Source organism: Actinomadura sp. 1N219, from assembly GCF_044326405.1.
Classification (GTDB): domain Bacteria; phylum Actinomycetota; class Actinomycetes; order Streptosporangiales; family Streptosporangiaceae; genus Spirillospora.
Window position 1 is genome coordinate 1,116,838 of the sequence record NZ_JBIRAY010000001.1, and the last position, 25,883, is coordinate 1,142,720.

Annotated in this window: 21 protein-coding genes; 11 read left to right on the forward strand and 10 right to left on the reverse strand. The window is 69.5% G+C overall.

What is annotated here, in order from left to right:
* Positions 1-100: 100 nt before the first annotated feature.
* Positions 101-1,357 (forward strand): adenosylhomocysteinase, encoded by a 1,257-nt coding sequence (gene ahcY / locus ACH35V_RS05060; RefSeq protein ID WP_131966399.1) that lies wholly within the window; start codon positions 101-103, stop codon positions 1,355-1,357.
* A 3-nt stretch (positions 1,358-1,360) separates the two neighbouring features.
* On the forward strand, positions 1,361-1,939 hold the full coding sequence (locus ACH35V_RS05065; protein ID WP_395970334.1) for a hypothetical protein: 579 nt from the start codon (positions 1,361-1,363) through the stop codon (positions 1,937-1,939).
* 9 nt (positions 1,940-1,948) lie between these two features.
* On the opposite strand, the gene ACH35V_RS05070 is transcribed toward ACH35V_RS05065, so the two are convergent.
* The 4 genes from ACH35V_RS05070 to ACH35V_RS05085 all read right to left on the reverse strand — a co-directional run bounded on the left by ACH35V_RS05070 (position 1,949) and on the right by ACH35V_RS05085 (position 5,431).
* The gene (locus tag ACH35V_RS05070) at positions 1,949-2,569 is read right to left on the reverse strand and encodes a hypothetical protein (RefSeq protein WP_395970335.1); all 621 of its coding nucleotides are present in this window, start codon (positions 2,567-2,569) and stop codon (positions 1,949-1,951) included.
* A complete protein-coding gene (locus ACH35V_RS05075; protein ID WP_395970336.1) occupies positions 2,566-3,255 on the reverse strand; it encodes a putative 2OG-Fe(II) oxygenase in 690 nt (229 codons plus the stop codon). The genes ACH35V_RS05070 and ACH35V_RS05075 overlap by 4 nt, the downstream gene beginning before the upstream one ends.
* Before the next feature lie 133 nt (positions 3,256-3,388).
* Positions 3,389-3,886 carry a bacterioferritin gene (gene bfr, locus ACH35V_RS05080; protein WP_395970337.1) on the reverse strand — a complete coding sequence of 166 codons (498 nt, stop codon included), beginning with the start codon at positions 3,884-3,886 and terminating at the stop codon, positions 3,389-3,391.
* Positions 3,887-4,333: 447 nt separating this feature from the next.
* Entirely contained in the window at positions 4,334-5,431 is a 1,098-nt protein-coding gene (locus ACH35V_RS05085) for an RDD family protein (RefSeq protein ID WP_395970338.1), read from the reverse strand.
* A gap of 74 nt (positions 5,432-5,505) precedes the next feature.
* Here ACH35V_RS05085 and ACH35V_RS05090 point away from each other — a divergent pair, with 74 nt between their 5' ends.
* The gene (locus tag ACH35V_RS05090) at positions 5,506-6,501 is read left to right on the forward strand and encodes a stage II sporulation protein M (RefSeq protein ID WP_395970339.1); all 996 of its coding nucleotides are present in this window, start codon (positions 5,506-5,508) and stop codon (positions 6,499-6,501) included.
* Positions 6,502-6,699: 198 nt separating this feature from the next.
* On the opposite strand, the gene ACH35V_RS05095 is transcribed toward ACH35V_RS05090, so the two are convergent.
* From ACH35V_RS05095 to ACH35V_RS05115, 5 genes are all read right to left on the reverse strand, one after another.
* On the reverse strand, positions 6,700-7,992 hold the full coding sequence (locus ACH35V_RS05095) for a DUF58 domain-containing protein (protein ID WP_395970340.1): 1,293 nt from the start codon (positions 7,990-7,992) through the stop codon (positions 6,700-6,702).
* The gene (locus ACH35V_RS05100) at positions 7,992-8,960 is read right to left on the reverse strand and encodes an AAA family ATPase (RefSeq protein ID WP_395971138.1); all 969 of its coding nucleotides are present in this window, start codon (positions 8,958-8,960) and stop codon (positions 7,992-7,994) included. Before ACH35V_RS05100 ends, ACH35V_RS05095 begins: the two co-directional genes overlap by 1 nt.
* Before the next feature lie 68 nt (positions 8,961-9,028).
* Entirely contained in the window at positions 9,029-10,246 is a 1,218-nt protein-coding gene (locus tag ACH35V_RS05105; RefSeq protein WP_395970341.1) for a DUF4350 domain-containing protein, read from the reverse strand.
* A complete protein-coding gene (locus ACH35V_RS05110) occupies positions 10,240-10,947 on the reverse strand; it encodes a DUF4129 domain-containing protein (RefSeq protein WP_395970342.1) in 708 nt (235 codons plus the stop codon). The genes ACH35V_RS05105 and ACH35V_RS05110 overlap by 7 nt, the downstream gene beginning before the upstream one ends.
* Complete coding sequence (locus ACH35V_RS05115) at positions 10,944-12,056, reverse strand: hypothetical protein (RefSeq protein WP_395970343.1); 1,113 nt, start codon at positions 12,054-12,056, stop codon at positions 10,944-10,946. Before ACH35V_RS05115 ends, ACH35V_RS05110 begins: the two co-directional genes overlap by 4 nt.
* A gap of 463 nt (positions 12,057-12,519) precedes the next feature.
* Here ACH35V_RS05115 and mtrA point away from each other — a divergent pair, with 463 nt between their 5' ends.
* The 7 genes from mtrA to ACH35V_RS05150 all read left to right on the forward strand — a co-directional run bounded on the left by mtrA (position 12,520) and on the right by ACH35V_RS05150 (position 22,162).
* Complete coding sequence (gene mtrA, locus ACH35V_RS05120) at positions 12,520-13,197, forward strand: MtrAB system response regulator MtrA (protein ID WP_117357433.1); 678 nt, start codon at positions 12,520-12,522, stop codon at positions 13,195-13,197.
* A gap of 159 nt (positions 13,198-13,356) precedes the next feature.
* Positions 13,357-14,994: an MtrAB system histidine kinase MtrB gene (gene mtrB / locus ACH35V_RS05125; protein WP_131966412.1), complete on the forward strand. Its 1,638-nt coding sequence runs from the start codon at positions 13,357-13,359 to the stop codon at positions 14,992-14,994.
* A gap of 218 nt (positions 14,995-15,212) precedes the next feature.
* Positions 15,213-16,970, forward strand: coding sequence for an LpqB family beta-propeller domain-containing protein (locus tag ACH35V_RS05130; protein ID WP_395970344.1), 1,758 nt, complete (start codon positions 15,213-15,215; stop codon positions 16,968-16,970).
* A 76-nt stretch (positions 16,971-17,046) separates the two neighbouring features.
* The gene (locus tag ACH35V_RS05135) at positions 17,047-17,715 is read left to right on the forward strand and encodes a ComF family protein (RefSeq protein ID WP_395970345.1); all 669 of its coding nucleotides are present in this window, start codon (positions 17,047-17,049) and stop codon (positions 17,713-17,715) included.
* A 1,128-nt stretch (positions 17,716-18,843) separates the two neighbouring features.
* Positions 18,844-19,488, forward strand: a complete 645-nt coding sequence (gene hpf, locus ACH35V_RS05140) for a ribosome hibernation-promoting factor, HPF/YfiA family (protein WP_395970346.1) — start codon at positions 18,844-18,846, stop codon at positions 19,486-19,488.
* A 552-nt stretch (positions 19,489-20,040) separates the two neighbouring features.
* The gene (locus ACH35V_RS05145; protein ID WP_207933348.1) at positions 20,041-20,697 is read left to right on the forward strand and encodes a response regulator transcription factor; all 657 of its coding nucleotides are present in this window, start codon (positions 20,041-20,043) and stop codon (positions 20,695-20,697) included.
* 73 nt (positions 20,698-20,770) lie between these two features.
* Positions 20,771-22,162, forward strand: a complete 1,392-nt coding sequence (locus ACH35V_RS05150) for a winged helix-turn-helix domain-containing protein (protein ID WP_395970347.1) — start codon at positions 20,771-20,773, stop codon at positions 22,160-22,162.
* Positions 22,163-22,431: 269 nt separating this feature from the next.
* On the opposite strand, the gene ACH35V_RS05155 is transcribed toward ACH35V_RS05150, so the two are convergent.
* On the reverse strand, positions 22,432-22,812 hold the full coding sequence (locus ACH35V_RS05155) for an HGxxPAAW family protein (RefSeq protein ID WP_395970348.1): 381 nt from the start codon (positions 22,810-22,812) through the stop codon (positions 22,432-22,434).
* Between the two features lie 183 nt (positions 22,813-22,995).
* Between ACH35V_RS05155 and secA the strand changes: the two genes are divergently transcribed.
* A complete protein-coding gene (gene secA, locus ACH35V_RS05160; protein WP_395970349.1) occupies positions 22,996-25,878 on the forward strand; it encodes a preprotein translocase subunit SecA in 2,883 nt (960 codons plus the stop codon).
* Positions 25,879-25,883: the final 5 nt, after the last annotated feature.

Genomic DNA, 25,883 nt, shown 5'->3' on the forward strand with positions numbered 1-25,883 from the left:
GAGGTCGTTGCGTGGTTGCGGCGGTGGCTGAGGTAGGTGGGTATGCCGGTGCTGCCGGACGGGTACCGACCCGTCCGGCAGCCGCCTTTTAGGGGAGTGGATGAGCGATATTGCGGACGCTTCGCTGGCGTATGAGGGCGTCAAGCGGATCGAGTGGGCTGACCGGAGCATGCCCGTGCTGCGCCAGATCCGGGAGCGGTTCGCTGACGAACGTCCTCTGGACGGACTGAAGGTCGCCGCGTGCATGCACATCACGACCGAAACGGCGGGACTCATCCGGACGCTCCAGGCGGGCGGTGCGAGTGTCGCGCTCGCGGCGTCCAATCCTCTGTCGACGCAGGACGACACGGCGGCTGCGCTCGTCCAGGAGTACGGCGCGGAGGTGTTCGCCCGCGCGGGCACCGACCGCGAGGGTTATTACGCGCATATTCACCAGGCGTTGGAGACGGGGCCCGACCTCGTCCTGGACGACGGTTGCGACCTGGTCAACACGCTGCACATCGACCGCACCGACCTGCTCGGCACGGTCAAGGCGGGCTGCGAGCAGACGACGACCGGTGTCATCCGCCTGCATCAGATGGCGCTTGAAGGCGCGCTTCGTTTTCCCATGGTCGCGGTGAACGACACCGACACCAAGCACATGTTCGACAACCGCTACGGCACGGGCCAGTCGACCCTGGACGGAATCATCCGCGCGACCAACACGCTCCTAGCGGGCAAGACGGTCGTCATCGCGGGCTTCGGTTTCTGTGGGCGCGGCCTGGCCGAACGGGCTCGCGGACTAGGGGCTCGGGTCGTCATCACCGAAATCGACCCTGTGAAGGCGCTCGATGCAGCGTTGCAGGGTTTCGCCGTCCAGCCCATGGCCGAGGCGGCCGTGAACGGCGACGTTTTCATCACCGTCACGGGAAACCGTGATGTCGTTAACGGGGAGCATCTCGCCGTTATGAAGGACGGCGCGATCCTTGCGAACTCCGGGCACTTCGACGTCGAGATCGACGTGCGCGCACTGAGCGATATGGCGGTCGAGGTGCATAGCGGCAGCCGTCCGCAGACCGCCGAGTACGTCCTGGCCGACGGGCGGCGCCTCGTCCTCCTCGCGGAGGGCCGCCTCGTCAACCTCGCGGCCGCCGAGGGCCATCCGGCCGCCGTGATGGACATGTCGTTCGCCGACCAGGCCCTCACGTGCGCGTGGCTCGCGACGGCCCATTCGACGCTGTCCGCGGCCGTCCACGACGTCCCGAAGGACATCGACACGGAGGTCGCCCGCCTGAAGCTGGCGTCGATGTCCATCTCCATCGACCGCCTCACCCAGGACCAGGAGGACTATCTGCACTCCTGGCGTCTCGGGTCCTGAGCCGTGCCGTCCGGGACGTACCTGCACGCGGGCGAGGGCCTTGAGGAGCGCTTCAAGTGCGCGCCGGGCCCGGGCGGCTGGCGGTACACGTCCCAGCGTCCGGACGGCGTCCGCACGGATCTGGTCGTGGACGCACGGTGGCGCCAGATCCGCGTCGAACTCGTCACCCCGACCTGGTGGGTTCGGGGCGGCGTCACGGGTCCCGAGGTTGCCTGGGTTCGTGCCGCCGAAGAGACGGGCACCGAACATGCCGAACGTGCGTCCGGCTTCCTAGCGGAGTCGCCTGGTTTCCTCATTGCCGTTGCCCGCTCACTGGAGTTGGACGAGAACGCGCAGACTGACGTCCGTCTCGTCCAGTTGAGCGGTCCCTCCCTTTCGCCGCTCACCACCAATTGGCGCTGGCGGCTAGCGGGAACGTCCGTGCATGAGACCGAAACGGAACCGCTCCCGGTCTCGCAGTACGAAGTCACGGACCTCTCCACAGGGGAAGTTGAAACCGTCCACCTGGCGGGTGACGTGGTTGTCGCCGCTCCGGGCATCGAACTCACCGACCTGGAGTCTCCGCCCAACCTGCTGGGCTAGCGCAGTAGGTCACCGGAGGCTTGAACCAACGGCCACCAGGACGTGCTGACCGCGTTCCAGTGGCGCCACAGAGGAAGCGAGCCAGCCGGGGACGGCGACGTGCGCGCCCGGCACGGGACGGACCACCAGGTTGCGTCCCCACGGCTGTCCGGGCGTGGCGGCCCTTGGAGAGCCGGTACGGGGGTCGGCGAAGGCGATGGCGCCCGATCCGTTGACCGCGGGGGCGGCGTCCAGCACCCACCACGCGACGAGGTCGCCAGGATGCACCGCGGCAGGACGTTCGTAGCCGTGCCGCCAGACCTGGACGTCGATCGCGACGCCGCCGACGGGAGGCGCGAGGCCGGGCCCGTAGGAGTCCGCGAGCGCGTCGAACGAGCGGTGGAACTGCGCGGCGGCCGCCTCCAGGTCGGTGATGATCTCGCCGGGCGGCAGGCTCTCCAGCGCGGGCCCCTCGGCGCCGATGCCCGCGGCGGACGGGGACAGCAGCCCGGCGGGGTCGAGCGTGGCGAACGCGACGGGCGTCCCCCAGTGCTGCTGGACGGGCGACACGGCATTGCCGCAGCCGCGCCTGCCACGGCTGGACGAGGCGACGGGCGCGGGGACGGGAACGGGGGTGGTGGTGATCGTCATGAGACTCGGCTCCAGCGTTCGTGGTAGGCGATGTTCCAGGCGATCGCGATCCGCAGCCGGGAGTCGGCGGCGGTCGCCCTCATCCAGTGGGCCTGCCAGCCCGGGAAGGCGATCATCCGGCCGGGGACCGGCGAGTAGCTGACCGGTCCGGGGGAGGCCGTCCGGCTCATGGCGGCGGGGCGCGGATCGAGCATCCGCAGGTATCCGGCGTCGCTGTCGCCGCTCGGCTCGGCGGCGACGGACAGCACGCCCGACCAGGCCGAGTCGTGGCGGGTGTGCGGGCGCAGCGAGTCGCCCGCCCGGCAGACCACCGCCCACGCCTCGGCGTGGACGTCGTCGTCGCCGATCTCGTCGGCGGCCTCGCCCATCACCGCGTGGGCCAGCGACTGCCCCGCGACGCTGATCTGGTGCCTCAGCCAGTCGATCGAGGGATGGCTCCAGGACAGCAGCGTCTGGGACGACTTGATCACGGTGATGCCGCCGTCCGCGGCCTTGCGCCTGTCGGCCTCCTCCGCCTCCAGGATGAGCGTTCGCAGGTTCGGGAGGTGCTCGGCGGCGCCGGCGCAGTCGGCCTGGTAGACGGGCGTCCGCCACATCTGCAGCACCAGCCGTTCCGCAGCGGCCGGGTGGCCGCCGCTTATGTCGCCCAGCGTGTCGTCGGCATTGCTTGTTCCGGTGTCGGTCACGGGACCGCTCCTTGTAATTCTCTGGCGCGCACCGGGCCGCTGAGGGCATCCGGCTGGAATCGAATCGACCCTCAGCGCCCGGTACGCACGGGGGTTCGGAGTCAGACTGGTTCGGGGACAGACTGGCTCAGGGTCAGACGGGTTCGGTGACGTCCTCTCCGGGCGCGTCGGTGAGGCGCTGCAGATAGTTGTGCTCGCCGAGGGAATCGATGAGGCCGAGTTCGGTCTCCAGGTAATCGACGTGCTCTTCCTCGTCGGCGAGGATCTCCTCGAAGATCCTGGCCGAGGTGATGTCGCCGCGCGAGCGCATCAGTTCGACGCCGGGCCGCAGCCGCGCCACGTTCTCCATTTCCAGGGCCAGGTCCGACCGCAGTTGCTCGGGGACGGTCTGCCCGATCCGCAGCGGGTTGAGTTTCTGGTAGTTCGGCATCCCCTCCAGGAAAAGGATCCGCTCGGTGAGCCGCTCGGCGTGCTTCATCTCGTCGAGGGATTCCGAGCGGGTGTGTTCGGCGATGCGTGTGTAGCCCCAGTCCTGCTGCATCTTGCCGTGCAGGAAGTACTGGTTGATCGCCGTCAGTTCAGCGGTGAGCTGCTCGTTGAGCAGCCCGATGATCTCTCTGTCACCTTCCATAACGCAAACGCTGACATGGCCGGCGGCGGTCGGCCAGCATAGAAAATTCGAGTTGAACTTCCTTCACGCAGCGAATTCATGGCGTGGACTGCGGTGATCGTCCGCGCAATCCCCGGCGGACAATTCGCAAGTGCCAGATGGGGAGGTCCTAGGTGGAAACGCCGAGGACCGACGGTGCGCTGTGATAACCCTGACCGGCCCGCAGGTCACCCCGACCGTCGCGTTGTATTCACTGACCGTTCGGTAGGTGACGCCTTCTATGGGACGCCAGTGCGGCCTTTAATAGAAGGGTGCCCGACAATTATTAGGATTGCCTGACCTAATTGAGGATAGGCTATCCTAAACCGTTCCACAATTGCCGATGGCTAGGTTATGTGGGAACCAGGGGAGATCATGTACGACCGTTCCCATTCCCGAGTTCTCGCTGTCGCCCGATCCGGCGGCGCGTCAGCGGGTGGTGGGCGGGTACGGGCCCTGCGGCGGAGGTCCGGGCGGCGCCGCCCCAGGAGGCGGATACGGGCTGCTGGGGCCCGGACCTGGGGCCGGGTAGGCCCCGGACGGGTACGGGCCCTGAGCGGGCGGACGAGGCGCGTTCAGGACCTGCTGGTACGGCCCCGCGCCGTAGTCGGACGGCGGAAGGAACTGCGGCTGGCCCGGCACGGGAGCGCTGAACGGCGGCGGCGCCGGAGGCCCCTGCCGGGGCGGTCCGGACGGCGGCTGGCCTGCCATCGCCATCGCGGGGGCGGGCCCCGGGGCCCAGGCCGTCCAGCCGAGGCGCTGCATGCGGCGGTGGCGGCGCTGGGCGAGCCGCTGCTCCTCGCGGTGGCGGCGCTCCGCCAGGACGGCCGACAGCAGGATCTCCGGCCGGACGCCCGGCGGCGGAGGCGGGCTCACCACCGCGACGACCTGCGACGCGATCCGCTGCCCCAGCGAGTCGCGCACGTCCGGCAGCAGCTCCCAGAAGCGCGACAGGTACTGCCGGGCCGTCATCGCCAGCTCGTCCGACAGCTGCGACAGCTCCAGCGAGCTGCCCCACCAGGCCAGCTGCGGCGGCATCACGGCCACCGGCCCGAAGAACGCCGACGTCGGGACGCGTTCCTGGATGACGATCGTCCCGGCGAACAGGTCGCCGAGCCGCTTCCCGCGCCGGTTGCAGAACGAGGTGATCAGGGCGGGCGAGCCGTAGAACGTCCAGAACTCGATGACGCCCGCCAGCGCGCGCACGAGGGCCTGCCGGAACCGGATGGGCCCGCCGTCGTCGGCGACGACGCGGAGGCCCACGGCCATCTTGCCCAGCGTCCGTCCGCGCGACAGCGTCTCGAACACGCACGGATACCCCACGAGGACGGTCACGACGGCGAGGAGTGTCAGCCCTATCGTCCACGCCTCGTCCGCTACGAGCGACGTCATGGCAGTGAAGTAGATGGCGATGTTGAGCAGCACCATCTGGAAGATCAGGTCGAGCAGTATGGCGCAGCCACGGCTGGCCAGGCGCGCGACCCTGATGTCGAGCGCGACGGCCTCGCCGGTGACGAGTTCGGCCATGTCCTGGTCCTCCAATTGGCTGGGCTGCCGTCCATTTTGCCGGTTGGACGGAGCGAGGCGTTAGTCTCCCTCGGGTGGACGTCGACGCCTATGTGGCCGCGCACAACGCCGACTGGCAGCGCCTGGAGTGGCTCATCAACCGCGGCCGCAGGCTGACCGGCGCGGAAGCCGACGAACTCGTCGAGCTCTACCAGCGGACGGCGACGCACCTGTCGGTCGTCCGTTCCAGCTCTCCGGACCCTCAGCTCGTAGGCCGGTTGTCCTCCCTCGTGGCACGAGCCAGGGCCGCGGTGGCCGGCGCCCAAGCCCCTCTCTGGCGGGACGTTACCCGCTTTGCGACTGTGTCGTTCCCAGCGGCCGCGTACAGGATGAAGTGGTGGTGGCTCGGCAACGCCGTCCTGGGCAATCTGCTGGCTCTGGCCCTGGCGATCTGGGTCGTGCACAGCCCCGAAGTACAGGCGAGCATCGCGACACCGGACGAGATCCGCGAACTCGTCGAGCACGACTTCGCGAACTACTACACCGAGCATTCGGCGTCGTCGTTCGCGTTCCAGGTCTGGGTCAACAACGCGTGGGTATCGGCGATCGCGCTGATATTCGGCATCCTTCTCGGCATCCCCACCGTGTACGTCCTGCTGATGAACCAGATCAACCTCGGCCTTACCGGCGGGCTGATGTTCGCCTACGGCAAGGGCGACGTGTTCTTCGGGCTGATCCTTCCGCACGGCCTCCTGGAACTCACCGCCGTCTACCTGGCCTGCGCGGGCGGCCTCAAACTCGGCTGGACGGTCATCGACCCTGGCCGCCGCCGTCGCGGCCAGGCCCTCGCAGAAGAGGGACGAGCGGCCGTCAGCATCGCGATCGGCCTCGTCGCCGTCCTGCTCGTGTCCGGCCTCATCGAGGGTTTCGTCACCGGCTGGGTGCACACCACCTGGCTGCGCATCTCCATCGGCGTCGTCGCCGAGGTCGCGTTCCTCGCCTACGTGATCGTCCTCGGCCGCCGCGCCACCCGCCAAGGCGAAACCGGCGACGCCGACCTACGACCCGACCTGGCTCCCGTCGCCGGATAGCGCGTTTTTATTGCAGCGCTCTCCTCTTTCGGGCGCTGGGCGCCCTCCATCGTCGAGCACTGCGCGCGATCGCTGCATCGCTTCGTCTCGCCTTGGCGGCTCGCTGCGCGATCAGGTTTCTCGCAGGCTCGAAACCTGCCTTCGGACGCGATCGCAAGCGTTGAGGTCGTCGCGTGGTTGCGGCGGTGGCCGAGGTTCTTACAAGCGTCCAGCGGCTTTTAGGGCGAGGTAGGCGTCGGCTAGGGCGGGGGCTATTTCCTCCGGGGGCGCGTCCACGACCTCTACGCCGTGGCCGCGTAGTTCGGCGGTGAGGCGGCGGCGTTCGGCGCGGGCGCGTTCTGCGGCTGCGGCGTCGTACACGGAGGCGAGGTCGCCCCGGGCGGCCGCCATCTCGCCGACCCTCGGGTCGGAGACCGCCGCGATCATGACGAGGTGGCGGGCGGTGAGTTGCGGCAGCAGCGGCAGCAGGCCCTCTTCGAGCGCGGCCGTGTTCAGCTCGGTGAGCAGTACGACGAGGCACCGCTGCCGGACGCGGGCCATCAGCGTCGACACCATCCCGGCGGCGTCGCATTCGATCAGCTCCGGCTCCAGCGGCGCTAGGGCGTGCACCATCGCGGGCAGCAGATCCGTCCTGGACGCGCCTTCGACGCGGGCACGGACACGCCGGTCGTAGGCGAGCAGGTCGACGCGGTCGCCCGCGCGGGACGCCAGGGCGCCGAGGAGCATCGCGGCGTCCATGGAGCAGTCGAGCCTGGGAATGTCGCCGACGCGGCCCGCGGACGTGCGGCCGGTGTCGAGCACCAGGTAAATCCGACGGTCGCGCTCAGGGCGCCACGTGCGGACGACGATGTCGTTGCGGCGTGCGGTGGCGCGCCAGTCGATGGAACGGACGTCGTCGCCGTCCACGTACTCGCGCAGTGAGTCGAACTCTGTGCCCTGCCCACGGATGAGGGCCACGTGTGCTCCGGTGAGTTCGCGTAGCCGTGCGAGCTTGGCGGGCAGGTGGCGGCGGGACGGAAACGCTGGGAGGGCACGGACCGTCCAGGGCGCGGCGCGCGAAAGCTGACGCGCGGCCAGTCCGAGCGGTCCGACAGAGCGGACGACGACGGTGACGGCCTTCCGGTCGCCGCGCCTTGTCGGCGTCAGCGTCATCTCCACGCGTCGCCGTTCACCGGCGGGCACGTCTACTTTCACGCTGCGGGGCGTGGCTCCGGCGCTCGGCGGCCACACGTCCCGTAGGCGGGCCTTGAGGCGCCGCCGTCCGAGGTTCTCCACGATCAGCGACACCTGGGCCGTCCCGCCGAGACGGACGTTCGTGTCACCGGAACGGTGGAAGCGCAGCGCGCGCACGTTCCCGGCGAGGGCCAGGTCGACGGCGACGCCGAACAGCAGGACGCCCCAGACGATGAACAGCGTCCACCAGCTCGGCGCGAACAGCGGGACCGCCGCGCTGAGCAGCGCCAGGAGGCCGAGGCGTCCGGTCAGCGCCATCAGCGCGGGGCGGGGACGTGGGCGAGGATGCCCTCCAGCACGCCGTCGGCCGTCGCGCCCTCCAGCTCCGCCTCGGGACGGAGCTGGACGCGGTGCCGCAGCGTCGGCCGGGCCAGCGCCTTCACGTCGTCCGGCGTCACGTAGTCGCGGCCGGACAGCCACGCCCACGCGCGGGAGGTGGCCAGCAGCGCCGTCGCACCACGCGGCGACACGCCAAGCTGGAGTGACGGCGACTGGCGGGTTGCCCTGCACAGGTCCACGACGTAGGCCGCGACCTTGGGGTCGAGGTGGACGCCCCTGACCGCGGCCCGTCCAGCGGCCAGTTCGCTCGCGCCCGCGACCGGCTGCACCGCTGACAGGTCACGCGGGTCGAACCCAGCCGCGTGCCGTTGAATCATGGCGATTTCTTCGTCCCGCGTGGGCACGGGCACGGTCAGCTTGACCAGGAACCGGTCGAGCTGAGCCTCCGGCAGCGGATAGGTGCCCTCGTACTCGATCGGGTTCTGCGTCGCGCACACCACGAACGGGTCGGGCAGAGCGCGCGCGGAGCCCTCCACGGAGACCTGCCGTTCCTCCATCGCCTCCAGGAGGGACGCCTGCGTCTTCGGCGGCGTCCGGTTGATCTCGTCGGCGAGCAGGAGGTTGGTGAAGACGGGACCCTCGCGGAACTCGAATTCCGATGTCCGGTTGTCGTACACCAGCGATCCGGTCACGTCGCCCGGCATCAGGTCGGGGGTGAACTGGACGCGCTTGAAGTCCAGGTCGAGGGCGCGCGACAGCGTCTTGATGAGGAGCGTCTTCGCCGTACCTGGAACGCCCTCCAGCAGGACGTGGCCGCGGCACAGCAACGCGATGACCAGACCGGTCACCACGGAATCCTGACCGACGACCGTCTTGGCGACCTCGCCGCGCAGCGCCGTCAGCGCCGCGCGGGCGATTTCGGCCTGGCGCTGCGTCTCCTCGGACAGCCCCGGCGGAGTATCGCTCTCGGTACTCGTGCCGGGCACGTCGTCCTTCCCGAGCTCTACTGGGCGGTTCAAGACTGGCGTACCTGCCTTTCCAGGTCGTCGAGGACGTCGCTGAGGGCGATGAGCCCCGCGTCGTCCAAGGGTTCAGGACCGTACAGGGCCGCGCCGACGTACGTCTCGTCGTACGTCGTGCGGCGGGCGACCGCCGAGACGATCTCCTGCACGGCGGAGGGGTCTTGCGCACGGCTGCGGGGGAGGCCGAGCAGTGGGACGAGCCGTTCACGGGCCCCCGACCGCAGCGCGTCGGACGCGCGGTCACGGGCGTGCCCGGCGCGGTAGAGGCGGGCGCGTCCCTCGACCGTCTCGGCAGAGCGGACGACGACCGGAAGCGCCTCCGCGACAACCGGCCCTAGGCGGCGAGACCGCCACAGCGCTACCAGCACCACCGCGACAAGCAGTTCGAGGAAGAAAAGCTTGACGCCGAACGGCAGCAGATCGGTGAGCGACTGTTGTCCCGCCCCAGAGCCGGACTCTGGCAGATCCGGGACCAGCCACACCACAGAGGAGCCCGTAGCGGCGCCCGCCAGATTCATGCCCAGCGCTGCGTTGCCCTCCTCTGTGAGACGGCGGTTGGTCAGCGGCGAGACTGAACCGAGCACGGTGACGGTCTGCGCACCGTTCTGCACTTGGACGACCCGTGCACTGCCGTACTCCGTCTTGTAGCACTCTGTGGCAGAGCCGCCCTTGACCTCGTAGGTCTCCGACTCGTGGAACGCGACCGATCCCGAGAGGGTCGCCGCCTGGAGGGAACAGCCAGGCTCGTCGGCGTCCTCGAACGTTGCGCCGTCCTTGCGCACTCGCGGGGCCAGGTCGGCCAGCGCGAACGACGTGGGCCGGACGAGCAGGAGATCCACCTGCGCGTTGCTCAGGAGGATCAGGTCCTCGTTGGTGAGCCGCTCGGTACGGGTCACCACCATGACCGCCCCGGGACCGGCCGCCTCGACGGCGTCGTCCGCGTGCCTGGCCACGGTCACCTGCGTCCCGTTCTGCCGGAGGATCTCCACGAGGGCCCGGCTGCCGTCCTGCTTGGGCGACTCGGGGTCGAGCGCCTGCGCCGACGTGGCGGGACGCAGCGCGGCCAGGATGATCGCGATCACGATCATGGCCAGGATCACCGCCACGACGCCGCGCGCCGACCGCCAGCGGCGCCCCGCGACCTGCCGCGCCGACGGCTCGGCGGCCGATTGCGCGCTCTGCCCGCTTTGTGGAGGTGTCTGCGTCACCATCGCGGGCCTCCGTCCTCACCGGCGCCGACGGGCGTCAGGTCGTCGGCCTCCAGCGGCTTCGGCTTCGCCGCGCGCAGCTTCTCGTCCACGTTCTTGACCTGCGCGTATCCCTCGGCGGTGCCCGGACGGTCGCCGTACCAGACGTCGTCGAAGATCCGCACGGCCACGCGCAGGTCCTCGGCCAGCTCCGGCACGGCCTCGCCCGTCTCCTGCGCCAGCTCGTCGGCGGTACGGCCGGGACGCGCGGCCAGCACCGCCCGTTCCTCCAGGTCGCGGGCTATCGCGCGGAGCCGTTCCCGGATCGCCTCCGCCCACTGCCCGGCCGCCGCGTGACGTTCCGCCGCGTCCCTGTGGTCGAGCGCGGTGGACGTCTCGTCCTCCAGCAGAGGCTCGTTCCGGGAGCGCAGGTTGCGGCGGCCCCGCATCAGCCACGCGACGAGCGCCGCCGCTATGAGCACGACGACGACGATGACGACGATCGATGCCCAGCCGCTGCCGCTTCCTTGCGAATCCGGTGCGGGAGACCCGTTGAACAGGTCCTGAAGCCATTCGGAGAAGTCGTCCCATAGGCGTTCCAGCCAGGACGGCTTGTCGCGCTGGTAGACCTGCTTCTCCAGCTCACGGCGGGCCATCTCGCGTGCCTCGTCCCGGCCGACCGGGTCGAGAGCCGCGGAATCGAGCAGCATGTGCATGCGCATCATGGGTTCGCTCCCGTTCCCGGACGTGCCGGCAGCGGACCGGTTCGCCACAGGTCGATGAAGCCTTCCTCCTGATCGCCCTGTTCGCTCTGTTCGTTCTGGGCGCCCTGCTCGCCTAGGGCCCCTTGGACGCCATTCGCGGGGGCAGCCGAGATGGCGGTGACGGAGCGTCCTCGCGTACGCAGGTCGAGGTCGAAACCTTCGCGGCGCATCCGCCTGTCCATGTAGAGCAGGGCGATGACACCGGCGTCGAACGGCAGGACGACCGACCAGCTCACGATGCGGCCGAGCGTGTCCACTGCGAGGGCCGCCATCGTCGAATCGCTGCCAGAAGAGTCACCGAAGAAAATCAGCTGCACGAACAGGAACGGGATGCGCAGCGCGAAGAAACCCATGAACACCGTCACGAGCAGGGCCAGCAGGAGCGTCCCGAACGTCCGGAACCAGCGGCCCTTGGAAAGAGTCACCGCCCTGCGAAGCGCGCCCCTCACCGTCTGCCGCTCCAGGACGACCGCAGGGACGGCCAAGACGAATAGCAGATAGAGCCACACCATCAGGCCAATGCCGATGGGGAAGCCCAGGATCCCGGCCAGCACGCTCAGGCCCGGATGCGCGTCGGCGGCGACCAGCAGCGCGAACGGCAGAATCGGCACGACCAGCGCGATGAGCGAGATCGCCATGACGGCCGCTGCGGTCGCGGCCAGTCGGCCAAGCCGCGGTCTGGCATCCCGCCACGCTTGCCTAGGCGCGATCGGCATGCCCACAAGCTCCCGGCCGTGGATCGGCGCAAGCAGCCCGGAGAGCAGCAAAATCCCGTACGCCGACAGCACCAGACCCATAACCGTCAGCGTTAGCTGCGCGCCCAGCGATTCCATCAGTACGTCCGGGGTGACCTCGTCGCGGGCCACATCGCCGATGAAGAAGTACGCGGCGACCGAGCTCGCCACCTGGATGACGGTGCTGATCCCCACGGACAGGCCGAGGGACGTGCGCGGACGCCGCCGGATCCCGGCAATGGCGCCGTCCAGCATCTCCGAGATGGACATGGGACGGAACGGGACGCCCTGCGCGTCGACGTCCGCATCGTCGTCCCAGCCGTCCGGTCCCGGCATCTCGTGGCTCCCTGCGATCTCTGGCGGGGTCTTCCGGCGCGCCCGCCCGGGTCTCTCCGGCGCGCCCGCCGGGTCTCTCCCGGGCCCGTGACGTCCACCGGTCAGGTCATCCTGTCACGGGCGAAGTGCCGCGATTGCCGTGACCGGCCGGGCGGGTGGCGATCCGCGCGCTCCCCGGACCGGCGGAGCGCCGGAATCTGCCGGTCCCGGTCAACCTCGCGCGCGTTTCGGGAGTCACTTCTACAATTCCGTGCCGCGCACCGGATCCTTGGGGAGCCATGTACGACGCAAACGCGGGTAACCTTGCACGCCAAGGCATATCTCTCCCTGGCGAGGTGGGGCCGGAGCATAGCGCCGCGGAGATCTTTTCACCTGACGACACGCTTGGGGCGGCACCCGCCGGCCCCGGCGAGGATGAAAAGCGCTCTACCCACCGAACCCCGACTTTGTGACGATGAGGGCCATGAGAGGACGTGTACTGGTCGTCGACGACGATCTCGCGCTCGCCGAGATGCTCGGCATCGTGCTGAGGGGCGAGGGCTTCGAGCCGTCGTTCGTCCACGACGGCGACAAGGCGCTCGAGGCGTTCCGGGAGACCCGGCCGGACCTGGTGCTGCTCGACCTGATGCTGCCCGGGGCGGACGGCATCGACGTGTGCCGCCAGATCCGCGCCGAGTCCGGCGTGCCGATCGTCATGCTGACGGCCAAGAGCGACACCGTCGACGTCGTCCTCGGCCTGGAGTCCGGCGCCGACGACTACATCGTCAAGCCGTTCAAGCCGAAGGAGCTGGTCGCGCGCGTGCGCGCCCGCCTGCGCCGAACCGACGAGCCCGCGCCGGAGACCCTCCAGATCGGCGACATCGCCATCGACGTCGCCGGACACTCGGTCAAGCGCGGCGACAAGCACATCCCGCTGACGCCGCTGGAGTTCGACCTCCTGGTGGCACTGGCGCGCAAGCCCCGGCAGGTATTCACCCGCGAGGTGCTACTGGAGCAGGTGTGGGGCTACCGGCACGCCGCTGACACGCGCCTGGTGAACGTCCACGTGCAGCGCCTCCGCGCCAAGATCGAGAAGGATCCGGAACGTCCCGAGATCGTCGTCACCGTGCGCGGTGTCGGCTACAAGGCCGGACCCGCCTGACCACGCGGTGTCCGGTGACACACGACGGCACCGCATTCGCCGAATTCCATGACACCGCCGTAATTCCCGCCAGGGCCGCATCCCCCGTGACACGCCGATGACCGTCCAGCACTCTCCCGGAGCCCTGCGTTCAGGGCCGCGCCGCATCGCGGACCTCTCATGAAAGCCGACATGAAGAGGGCGATGCGGCCCGCTCGGCGCGGTCTGCGGGCGGTTCAGCGCGTCCTGCGCAGCGCCGCGCGGACGGGCTACACGCGGTGGCGCCGTTCGATCCAGGTACGCATCGTCACGTCGACCCTGTTCATTTCAGCGATCGTGGTGGCGATCCTGGGCGCGTTCCTGATGCAGCAGGTGTCGTCGGCCCTCATGGACGGGAAGGTCAAGGCGGCACGTCTCCAACTGGACGACGGCCTGGCGCAGGTACAGCGCGACTTGGGGAACTCGCCCGGGGACGGCAGCCGGCTCAATTCGACGATCGAGCGGCTGAAGTCACGTAGCGGCCCGTCCGGGTTGTACGAGGTCTACATCCGCGACACCAACGAGCAGTACTTCGACGGGTACACGACCAACGAACTGCGGCAGGAGAGCGTCCCGCGGCGGCTTCGGGAGGAACTGAAGAACGCGCCCGCAGGAGCGCGCGCCTACACCTACGGCAAGCTTTCCTACGTTGATGACCGTCCGTCCGAGAGCGGCCTCATCGTCGGCGGCAAGACAGGCCAGTTCGAGCTGTACTACCTGTTCCGGCTTGAGGAGGAACAGCGGACCCTCACCAACGTGGGGCGTTCCATGGCCGGCGTGGGCATCGTCCTAGTGCTGCTCTTGGCGGCGATTGCCTCGCTGGTGACGCGCCAGGTCGTCATACCCGTCCGGCTGGCCGCACAGGGGGCGCAGAGGCTCGCCGCCGGACGGCTCGAAGAGCGCATGAGGGTCCGCGGTGAGGACGATCTGGCGCGCCTTGCGCGCTCGTTCAACGACATGGCCGCGAACCTGCAGGAAAAGATCGGCGAACTGGAAGACCTGTCGCAGGTGCAGCGCCAGTTCGTATCGGACGTCTCCCACGAGCTCCGCACGCCCCTGACCACCATCAGGATCGCCGCGGACATGCTCTACGAAAACCGCGACACGTTCGACGACCCTGCGGTGGGACGCTCTGCGGAGCTGTTGCAGAGTCAGCTGGAGCGGTTCGAGTCGCTACTGGCGGACCTGCTGGAGATCAGCCGGCACGACGCGGGCGCGGCGACGCTGGACGTCGAGTCACTGGACATGCGCGATCTCGTCCTGCGCGTGGTGGGCGACATCCAGGGGCTGTCCGAACGCAAGGGCAGCAAAGTCGTCCTGCAACTGCCCGGCGAGCCGTGCATGGCGGAGGTCGACCGCCGCCGGGTCGAACGCATCCTGCGCAACCTGCTCGTCAACGCCGTCGAGCATGGCGAGGGCGAAGACATCATCGTTTCCGTCGCCGCAGACAGGGACGCCGTCGCCGTCGCCGTCCGCGACCACGGCGTGGGGCTCAAGCCAGGGGAGGGGCAGATGGTCTTCGACCGCTTCTGGCGCGCCGACCCCGCCCGCGCCCGCACCACCGGCGGCACCGGCCTCGGCCTGTCGATCTCCCGCGAGGACGCGCAACTGCACGGCGGATGGCTGCAAGCGTGGGGAGAGCCCGGTGCGGGCTCCCAGTTCCGCCTCTCGCTGCCTCGCACGGCCGGGGCCGAACTCAGGGGCTCCCCCCTCCCGCTCGTCCCTCCAGGGGCCGGTGACGCCCGCCCCCTGTTCGCCGAACTGGAGGCCGGCGAGTGACCGCCCGCGGCCCCACCACCCCCACCCGACCACCCGCCCGCGCCGCGCTCGACCGGCTGATCAGAACTGCCAGGCTCGGCCGGGCGATCGGCCGTGGCCGACCTGACCGACTGATCGGCACTGCCGCGGCCGGCCGGGTGATCAGCCGCGCCGGGGTCAACCGGCTGACTGGCCGTGGCGGGACGGGCCGGGTCATTGGCCGCGGCAGTTTCGGTCGGTTGGCGGTCGCGGTTCTCGTCCTCGGCGGGGCCGGGTGTGCGTCCGTGCCCAGCGGCGGCCAGGTCATTACTGGGAAACCCGCCGAACGAGCCGAACGCGTCGATGACCCCTACGTCCGGCTGATTCCGGTGAAGCCGCGTCCTGAATGGGGGCCCGCGCAGGTCGTCTCCGGGTTCCTCGCCGCGTCCGCGAGCTTCGACGACAATCACAAGGTCGCCAGGATGTACCTCAGCGGCCGGAGCTCCTGGAATCCGGGATTTCGCCCGTCCGTGACCGTCCTGAGCAGCCGCATCACCGAGCCGCAGGTCGTCAAGGCATCCGAGAACCAGGCGACGGTGAAGGTCTCAGGGGAAGAACTCGGCACCATTTCCACCGACGGTCAGTACACCGCGTCCCCGAAGGGTCTTGAGGCCACGTTCCTGCTTGCCAAGACGCCGCAGGGCCTCTGGCGCATCACCAGCGTGCCCGGCGACGACAAGACCGGACTGCTGCTTTCCAAGGGCGACGTAGAGCGCGCCATGCGCACCGTCAACCTGTTCTTCTTCGCGCCCGACCAGCAGACCCTCGTCCCCAACGGCATCTTCCTGCCCGTCGTGAACCGGCAGACGCTGCCGACGCAACTCGTCCAGGCGCTGCTGGACGGCCCTACGTCCTGGCTCAACGGCGCCGTCCATACGGCCTTTCCGCGCGGAACCCGGCTGCGGCACGGCGTGCAGGTCGACAAGGAGGTCGCCACCGTCGACCTCACCAAAGAAGCCCGCGCCGGCGATGTCGAGCAGATGTCGGCACAGCTCAGTTGGACGATGCGGCAACTTTCAGAGATCAAGCGGTGGCGGCTGAGGATCGACGGCGAGACCGTGACCCCCGAGGGCATGGAGTCCACCCAGCCCGTGCACGCCTGGGAGCCCAACTCGCCCGACGGTCAGGTTCCGCAGGGCGAGTCCCACCAGAACGCATACGTCGTCGGCCCGTCCGGCTTTCTCGGCACGCTGGAGAGCGACCGCGCCCAGCCCGTAGTGACCGGTGCTGCCGGGCGCCTCTCCCGTCCCGCCGTCGCTCCCGACTACAGGGAATTCGCCGGTCTCAACCCTGCGGGTAACCAGGTCCTGGTGGCCGCACCCCTCACCGGCGCGCCCGCCCCACGCGTGGTGCTCAACGCGCAGGAGGGGGCGCGCTTCACCGCTCCGACCTGGAGCCGCGACGGCACCCTGTGGGTCGTGGAGACCAAGAAGGACGAGTCGTGGCTATGGGTGCGTCCGCGTGGCAGACCGCCCGTCCGCGCTGCGCACTGGGGGCTGGGCGGCCGCGAGGTCCGCGCCTTCCGCGTGGCGCGCGACGGAGTCCGCGCCGCCGTCATCGCGCATATCGACGGCCGTCCCCAGATCCAGCTCGGCCGCATCGCTCACGCACCCGACGGCTCACTCGACGTCGGCTCTTTCCTGCCCGTGAGCTCCGAACTCCAGGACGCCGTCGACCTCGCCTGGCGCGACTACAACACCCTCGCCGTCCTCGGCCGCGCCAAGCGCGACTCGCAGACCCTCCCGTTCCTGATGCCGATCAGCGGCAGCGCCATCACGTCCCTGGGTGTCGGGTCCCTCGGCGAGCCCCGCACGATCGCCGCCGCGCCCGGCGCCCCGATCTTGATCGGCACCCGCTCGTCCGGGAAGGACCAGGTCTGCCGCCAGCGCGCCCCGAGCAACTCCTACAGCCCGTGGATCTGCCCGACCCCGGCCAAGGACCCCAACTACCCCGGCTGACGCGCCCTCTTCGAGAGTTATCCACAGTTAGCCGAGTCCGGGACGAACCCGCGCCGACGCGGGCATCGTCATGTCCATGAGCCTGCTCGCCGACCTGATCGACCTGCTGCTTCCCGAACGCTGTGCCGGATGCGGCGGAGAGCCCATCCTGCTCTGCGACGCCTGCGCGGTGCCCCTGCAAGGCCCCGCAAGACCCGCCAGGACGGCCCCGGACGGCCTCCCGCCCCCGTGGACGGTCACCGCCTACGACGGCCCCTTACGGACGATCCTGTCCGCCTACAAGGAACGCGGCCGAACGGCCCTGGCCGTCCCGCTGGGCGAGGCCCTGGCAACAGCCATTCAGGCTGCCCTGACGAGGCTCGACCCGCCGCAGACCGTGGTGTGGGTGCCGTCCAGACGCGGGACCGTCAGGCGGCGCGGCCACGACCCCTTGCGCGAAATCGTCGCCGCCGCGCTACACCGCCTACGCGCCGACGGCATACCGATAACCGGCCTGGACGCCCTGAGACACCGAAGACGGGTGGGCGACCAGGCGGGCCTGACGGCCGCACAACGCCTCACCAACCTCGACGGCGCCCTAGAAACCACAACACCCGACATAGCCGGCCGCCAGGTGATCCTGGTGGACGACGTCATCACCACAGGCGCCTCCTTAGCCGAAGCGGCCCGCGCCCTACGCGCCGCAGGCGCCACCCCCACAGCCGCCGCCACCATCGCCACAACCCCCCGCCGCCACCCCCGATAACCACCCCAGCAGCCGCCGCACCTCTCGCCGCCCCCCCGGATAAACGGCCCCCAAGGCCCCCAACCTCCCGCCCGCCGATGCCGTGCGGGCGGTCGCCAAGGCCCGGCACAGCGCGGCAGCCCGGCCCAGGAGCGGTCGAGAGACGCGGTCATCGAGTCGACCCGCCAGTCCGGGGGACCGCCCCACGGTCGATCCGGCGGCTGCGGAGTCTGGGCCGGCGTGGCAGCCCGGCCCAGGCGGTCGAGGTTCGACGCGTTGTCGAGCTGCTGGCGGTCTGGATGTCCGATTCGGAGCTGTCGCCGCCATCACGGGGCCGCCGCTGGTACCGCGACTCATGCCGGTGGTGAGTGTCACCCCGTCGGTGAGGGTGGTGTCGGTTGATGCCGGAGGGGGCGTGAACCTTGCGTTGGGGGGTGTCGGTGACTTTCTTCGTTTTCGAGGGGGTGGGGGATCGTCACCAGGTGTAGTCGGGTCGTGTTGTGAGTGTTTGGGGTGGTTCGGGACACGTCTTGTGAAGCGGGGGTAGAGCTTTCCCAAACTCACCGGGGGGTCAGGCTCGGGTGACCTGTGTGGCCGCGAGGGGCGCAACTGGCGTGCGGGCGGGGGCTTGCGGCGTGTCCTGGGGCGTTCGCGAAGGGGTTGGGGTGGCCGTTGCGACAGGTTCCGATGACGTTCAGTGAGCATTTCCTCGGCCGACCCCCCTGACATTCGTGGCGTAAGGGGTTAGCGTTCCTGACATGGCACCCGCCCGGGTCCGTGGTTGCGTCGGATCGCAGTGCTCGTCAGGAGCGCTACAGGTGGTCCGGCAAGCCGATGCCAGGCGCAGGCGAAACGGCCCACGTAAGGCGACTTCTCGTCGACCGATCACGGTGCGCCTTAGAGGTAAGTCCTGCCCCGCCGGGGGATCCGACATCCCCCGAACAGGGAGAAGGGCAGTAGTGGCGACAGCGCCGCGAGCCCCTCAGCAGGCGGATGTGGGGACGAAGACCAGGTCGGCCGGGCGGGTGCGACCCACCGTCCTGTGGTGTCCGTCCGGGACAGTGAGCATTGTTCCGTCGAGGATGAAAGGTGTTCGGTACGGGCATCCCGGGCAGGGCCGGATCACAACCGGGAGAAGGGGGGTCCCGCGTGAACATCACCGTGAGGGGCCGGCACACCGACGTCAACGATCGATTCCGGCGGCACGTCGACAACAAACTCGCCAAGATCGAGCGGCTCGACCAGAAGGTCATCCGCGTTGATGTGGAGGTGTCCGAGGAACGCAACCCGCGGCTGGCCGACCAGCGCGAACGGGTCGAGCTGACGATCCGCTCCCGCGGCCCGGTGATCCGGGCCGAGGCCGCCGCCGACGACCGTTACGGCGCACTCGACCTGGCGCTGGACAAGCTGGAGTCACGGCTGCGCCGGGACTCCGAACGACGGAAGGGCCACGGCGGCAAGGGCCGTGCCAAGCTCGCGACGATGGAGACCCTCCCCGAAGCACTCCCCGAACCCCCGCGGGCCGCCCCACCGCCCGTGGAGGAGGAGCCCGAGCCGGTGAAGGTCTCGCCGGACGAGAACCTCGTCCCGATCCCCATGGACGGAGACGGCCCCCTGGTCGTCCGCGAGAAGTTCCACAAGGCCGAGCCCATGGGCATCGAGCAGGCCCTCTTCGAGATGGAGCTCGTCGGCCACGACTTCTACCTGTACCGCGACAAGGCCACCGGGCACCGCTCGGTCGTATACCGGAGAAGAGGCTGGGACTACGGAGTGATCAGGCTCGTCGAAGAGTGACCGTTCGTCATCCGGCCCGTCCGCGAGGGCGTGGCCTGCGCAGACCTACGAAGTTGCAACCGTTCCGTGATGCGGCACTCGCGTCACGTCACCGTCCGAACCGTGTCATGATCTGAAAAGGCGTACCAGCCGATCCGCGGACGCGGTGGTCCGGGGGAGAATCCGGTGCGGAGCGGCACAGCCGGCCGTCCCGGATCCCGACCGGTCACCGCGCCGCGGCGGTGGTCCTGCGGATCGAACGATTCGCGGGGCCCGCGGCGGCCCACCCGGGAACCTCCCGGGACGCACAGCAGTTCACCGGGGGACACCCCGGCCCGAAATCCCCCGGGTCAGCCCCCGGACCCCGTATGTTCCCGGGGACGACCCGTCGGAGAGCAACCCTCCGGTGGTTCCAGATCGCTGAATAGTGAAGGGGGGAAGCGGCGTCTCCTCCACGCCGCGACTCTGGTGAGCGAGAATCCCGAGGCTCGCGACGCCGCGGCGGTACCCCGTCAGGCCGGCGCCGCCCCCGCCGGCCGGGAGGCGGCCCCGTCGGCCGGGACGGCCGACCCGATCCGCGTGCTCATCGTCGACGACCATGCGCTGTTCCGCAGGGGTCTGGAGATGGTCCTCCAGGGCGAGGACGACATCGAGGTCATCGGCGAGGGCGGCGACGGCCACGAGGCCGTCGAGATGGCCGGCGACCTGCTGCCCGACGTCGTCCTGATGGACATCCGGATGCCGCGCCGCAGCGGCATCGAGGCCTGCACCGCGATCAAGGACGCCGCGCCCAGCGCGAAGATCGTCATGCTGACCATCAGCGACGAGGAGGAGGATCTCTTCGAGGCGATCAAGGCGGGGGCCAGTGGCTACCTGCTCAAGGAGATCTCGATCGACGAGGTGCCGCAGGCCGTGCGCGCGGTGCACGGCGGGCAGTCGCTGATCAGCCCGTCGATGGCGTCCAAGCTCATCACCGAGTTCGCGGCGCTGGCCAAGCGGAGCGAGGAACGCACCCAGCAGGTCCCCGCGCCGCGCCTCACCGAGCGCGAGATGGAAGTGCTCCGGCTCGTCGCCCGCGGCCTCGGCAACCGGGAGATCGCCCGCGAGCTGTTCATCTCCGAGAACACCGTGAAGAACCACGTCCGCAACATCCTGGAGAAGCTCCAGCTCCACTCCCGGATGGAGGCCGTCGTCTACGCCGTCCGCGAGAAACTCCTGGAAATCACCTGATCCCGCGCTGGGGCACGGCCGCCGCGCGACCGGCAATCCGGTTTTGTCGGTGTTGTGTCGTAGCATCGCGGGCGTGGTTCAGACACCAGGCGGAACACCGGCGGTAGAACTCGGCGCGGACGAGGCGCGGCGGCTCCAGTTGCGGGCTCAGGGCCTCCTGGGGGCGCAGCCCAGAGGGGGCGTTCCGGCGATGCTGGAACGGCTCGGGGCCGTCCAGCTCGACACGATCTCCGTCCTCGCCCGGTCCCACGAGCTGGTCCCCTATGCCCGCCTCGGCCCGGTCGGACGCGGTGCGATCGAGTCCGCCTACTGGGGCAGCGCCAACGACCACCGCAAGGACAACGCGGAGGGCGGCCGCAAGGGCGGCGCGGAGAGCGGTCACGAGGGCGGCGCGGAGGGTAGCCGTAAGGGTGACCGCGAGGGCGGTGCGGAGGGCGGCCGCGAGGGCGGCGTTGAGGGTGGCCGCGAGGGTGGCCGCGAGGGCGGCGTTGAGGGCGGCCGTAGGGATGGTGGGGCGTTCGAGTACTGGGCGCACGCCGCGTCCATCCTTCCCATGGCCGACTGGCCGCTGTTCGCGTTCCGCCGCCGTGCCTACCTGCGTCGCGGCTGGCGCTGGCACAGGGTGCCCGAGGGCGTCTGCGCCGAGATTCGCGCCCGCCTGAGATCGGACGGCCCGCTGACCACCAAGGAGCTCGGCGGCGCCAAGGCGAGCGCCGAATGGTGGGACTGGAGCGACCACAAGATCGGCATCGAGTGGCTGCTGGACGTCGGCGAGGTCGTCTGCGTCGAGCGCGTCGGCTGGCGGCGCGTGTACGACCTGGCCGAACGGGCCGTCCCGGACGAGCTCCGCACCCGGGAGCCCGACGACGACGCCTGCCTGACCGCCCTCGTCGCCCGCGCCGGACGGGCCCTCGGCGTCGCCACCCGCGGCGACCTCGCCGACTACTACCGGATCAGGCAGGACCAGGTCGACCAGGTCATCGACGCGACCGGGCTCGTCCCCGCGACGGTCGCCGGCTGGCCCCAGCGGGCCTGGGCCGACCCCGACGCCCTGGCCGCGGCGGCGCGCGGCCGGCACGCCACGACGCTGCTCTCACCGTTCGACTCCCTCGTCTGGGACAGGGCCCGCGCTTCCCGCGTCTTCGGCTTCGATCACCGCTTGGAGGCGTATGTCCCGAAGGCCAAGCGCGTCCACGGCTACTTCGCGATGCCGCTCCTCGCCGGGGGCCGTCTTCTCGGACGAGTCGACCCCGCCAGAGAAGGAAGCACCCTCATCGCCCGCCAGGCGTCCCTGGAACCGTGGGCCACCCGCACCTCCGCCCGGACGGAGACGTCGGCCGCGGCTCTGGCCACCGCCCTCTGGCGCGCCGCCGCCTGGGTCGGCTGCGACGACGTCCGCGTCGAGCGAACCGACCTGCCCAGGGCCCTCATCGAATCCGCACTCAAAGCCGCCACCCCAACCTGACCCACCACCCCACCCCCACACGCACATCCCGCCCACGCACATCCCGCCCAGGCCCTAGCCCGGCTGCCCGCGACGGTGTGTGTGGGAATTGGGTACTGGGTGCGACTTGGGGTTCACTCTGGGTTTGAGGCGAGGGTTGGAATGGACGGGGTTTCGGGCTTGTTGTTATTCGGGGTGATGTTGTCCTGATTCTCGGTCATTGGCGGGTGTTAAGCGTTCCGCTGTGAAGGCCGCGAAGGCCCGCCGCGAAGGCCGTTAATGGGGGCGTGTCAGCCGTGCGGGGTCTGCTGGGGGTCGGTGGCGACCGGACGGTCCAAGGACTCGCCAGCCGGGCCGCCGCGGCGCTTGGCGGTGCGGGAGCCGAACAGGGAGTAGTCGACGATTTCCGGGATGACCCTGGGGGCGTCCACGACGACGTCGGCGAACAGGTGCACGAAACCGCTGATGATCATGCCCAGGACGATGATCCCGGCACCCACCCAGAACATGACCCACATCGGCCCCAGGCAGAGCGCCACGCCGCCGACCACGAAGCCGGCGAAGACGACGGTGACGGCGGCCCACGATCCGGGCCGTCCGGCGTGCGATCCGTGCGAATGTTCCGGTCGCGGTTCTTCCGGCCGCTCTACGGACTGCGACTGTTCGGACACCGATCCTCCCCTCCGGATGCTGTGGGACATCCTCTCCGGGAGCCGGAAAGTCAAACGGGACGCGCAGTGGATTGCGCTGCGGAGTGACCTAGACCATTCTAAGTCTCGCCTACGATGGCATCGTACGTGTGGTGTGCGCGCCGCCTGGAGCGGTGAACCACGATCTGCAAGGAGCCTCCGAGAGTGCCGCCAGTCATCGACAAGATCCTTCGTGCGGGCGAGGGCAAAATCCTGCGCAAGCTCAAGAAGCTCGCGGATCAGGTCAACTCGATCGAGGAGGACTTCCTCGAGATGAGCGACGCCGAGTTGCGCGAGCTGACCGACAAGTACCGGGAGCGGCTCGCCGACGGCGAGACCCTGGACGACCTGCTCCCCGAAGCTTTCGCGACCGCCCGCGAGGCCGCCAAGCGCGTCCTCGGCCAGCGCCATTTCGACGTCCAGGTGATGGGCGGTGCCGCCCTCCATCTGGGCAACATCGCCGAGATGAAGACCGGTGAGGGCAAGACCCTGACCGCGGTGCTGCCGGCCTATCTCAACGCCCTGTCGGGCGACGGCGTCCACATCGTCACGGTGAACGACTACCTGGCCAAGCGGGACGCCGAGTGGATGGGCCGCATCCACCAGTTCCTCGGCCTCGAGGTCGGCGTCGTCCTCGCCCAGATGACGCCCGAGGAGCGCCGCGCCGCCTACAACGCCGACATCACCTACGGGACGAACAACGAGTTCGGGTTCGACTACCTGCGCGACAACATGGCCTGGAGCCTCGAGGAGTGCGTCCAGCGCGGCCATAACTTCGCGATCGTGGACGAGGTCGACTCGATCCTCATCGACGAGGCCCGCACCCCGCTGATCATCTCGGGGCCGGCCGAGCAGAACTCCAAGTGGTACTCGGAGTTCGCCAAGATCGTCCCGCGGCTGAAGCGGGCGGAGCTGGTCAGCACCGCCGGGCAGGTCGACGAGTACGGCCCCGGCGACTACGAGGTCAACGAGAAGAAGCGCACGGTCGGCATCACCGAGGCCGGCGTGGAGAAGGTCGAGGACTGGCTCGGCATCGACAACCTCTACGACTCGGTCAACACGCCGCTGGTGAGCTTCCTCAACAACGCGCTGAAGGCCAAGGAGCTGTACAAGCGCGACAAGGACTACGTCGTCATGAACGGCGAGGTCCTGATCGTGGACGAGTTCACGGGCCGCATCCTCCACGGCCGCCGCTACAACGAGGGCATGCACCAGGCCATCGAGGCCAAGGAGGGCGTGGCGATCAAGGACGAGAACCAGACGCTCGCCACGATCACCCTGCAGAACTACTTCCGCCTCTACTCCAAGCTGTCCGGCATGACCGGCACGGCCGAGACCGAGGCGGCCGAGTTCAACAAGACCTACAAGATCGGCGTGGTGCCGATCCCGACGAACAAGCCGATGATCCGCGAGGACGTGGCGGACGTCGTCTACAAGACCGAGCAGGCCAAGTTCGAGGCGTGCGTCGACGACATCGCCGAGCGGCACGAGAAGGGCCAGCCCGTCCTCGTCGGCACGACGTCGGTGGAGAAGTCCGAGAAGCTGAGCAAGATGCTCAAGCGGCGCGGCATCCCGCACCAGGTGCTGAACGCCAAGCAGCACGAGCAGGAGTCGACGATCGTCGCGGAGGCGGGCCGCAAGGGCGGCGTCACCGTCGCGACGAACATGGCGGGACGCGGCACCGACATCATGCTCGGCGGCAACCCCGACTTCCGCGCCGACCTGGAACTGCACCAGCGTGGCCTGTCCCCGCTGGAGACTCCGGACGAGTACGAGTCGGCGTGGCCGGAGGCGCTGGAGAAGGCGCAGGAGGCCGTGAAGGGCGAGCACGAGGAGGTCGTCGACCTCGGCGGCCTGTACGTCCTCGCGACCGAGCGGCACGAGTCGCGGCGCATCGACAACCAGCTGCGCGGACGGTCCGGCCGGCAGGGCGACCCGGGCGAGTCCCGGTTCTACCTCTCCCTCGAGGACGACCTGATGCGGCTGTTCAACTCCGCCCGCGTCGAGTCGATCATGACCCGGCTGAACATCCCGGACGACGTGCCGATCGAATCCAAGATCGTCAGCAATGCGATCAAGTCGGCGCAGAGCCAGGTCGAGCAGCAGAACTTCGAGATGCGCAAGAACGTCTTGAAGTACGACGAGGTCCTGAACCGGCAGCGCAAGGTCATCTACGCCGAGCGCCGCAAGGTCCTCGAAGGCCAGGACCTGCACGACCAGGTCCAAGGCATGATCGACGAGGTCGTCGCGGGCTATGTCGCGGGCGCCACCGGCGAGGGCTTCGCCGAGGAGTGGGACCTCGAGAAGCTGTGGAAGGCGTTCCGGCAGCTCTACCCGATCGAGATCACGGTGGACGAGCTGGTGGAGGACGCCGCCGATGGCGACATCTCCGGCCTCGACGCCGAGACCCTCGCCGCGAAGATCCGCGAGGACGCCCAGGCCGCCTACGACAAGCGCGACGAGGAGCTCGGCGCCGAGGTCATGCGGGAGCTCGAGCGCCGCGTGGTGCTGAACGTCCTCGACCGCAAGTGGCGCGAGCACCTCTACGAGATGGACTACCTCCAGGAGGGCATCGGCTTGCGGGCCATGGCGCAGCGCGACCCGCTGGTCGAGTACCAGCGCGAGGGCTACGACATGTTCAACGCGATGCTCGACGGCATCAAGGAGGAGTCGGTCGGCTACCTGTTCCACCTGGAGGTCGAGGTGGAGGAGCAGCCGACGGCCCCGGCGGTCGGCGCCGCGCCCGTCTCCGTCGCCAAGACGGCCACGGACACCGAGGCCGACGCGGACGCGGACGCCGCCCCCGCCGACGAGGTCGAGGAGGCCGACGAGGCCCCGGCGATCAAGGCGAAGGGCCTCGACGCGCCGAAGCGTCCGGCGAAGCTGGAGTACTCGGCCCCGACCGTCGACGGCGACGGCGGCGTCGAGCACCACAGCGAGGAGACGCAGGACGAGTACGCGGGCGTGAACCGCAACGACCCGTGCCCCTGCGGCTCGGGCAAGAAGTTCAAGCGCTGCCACGGCGACCCCCGGAGCAAGGGCAAGTAGCACCC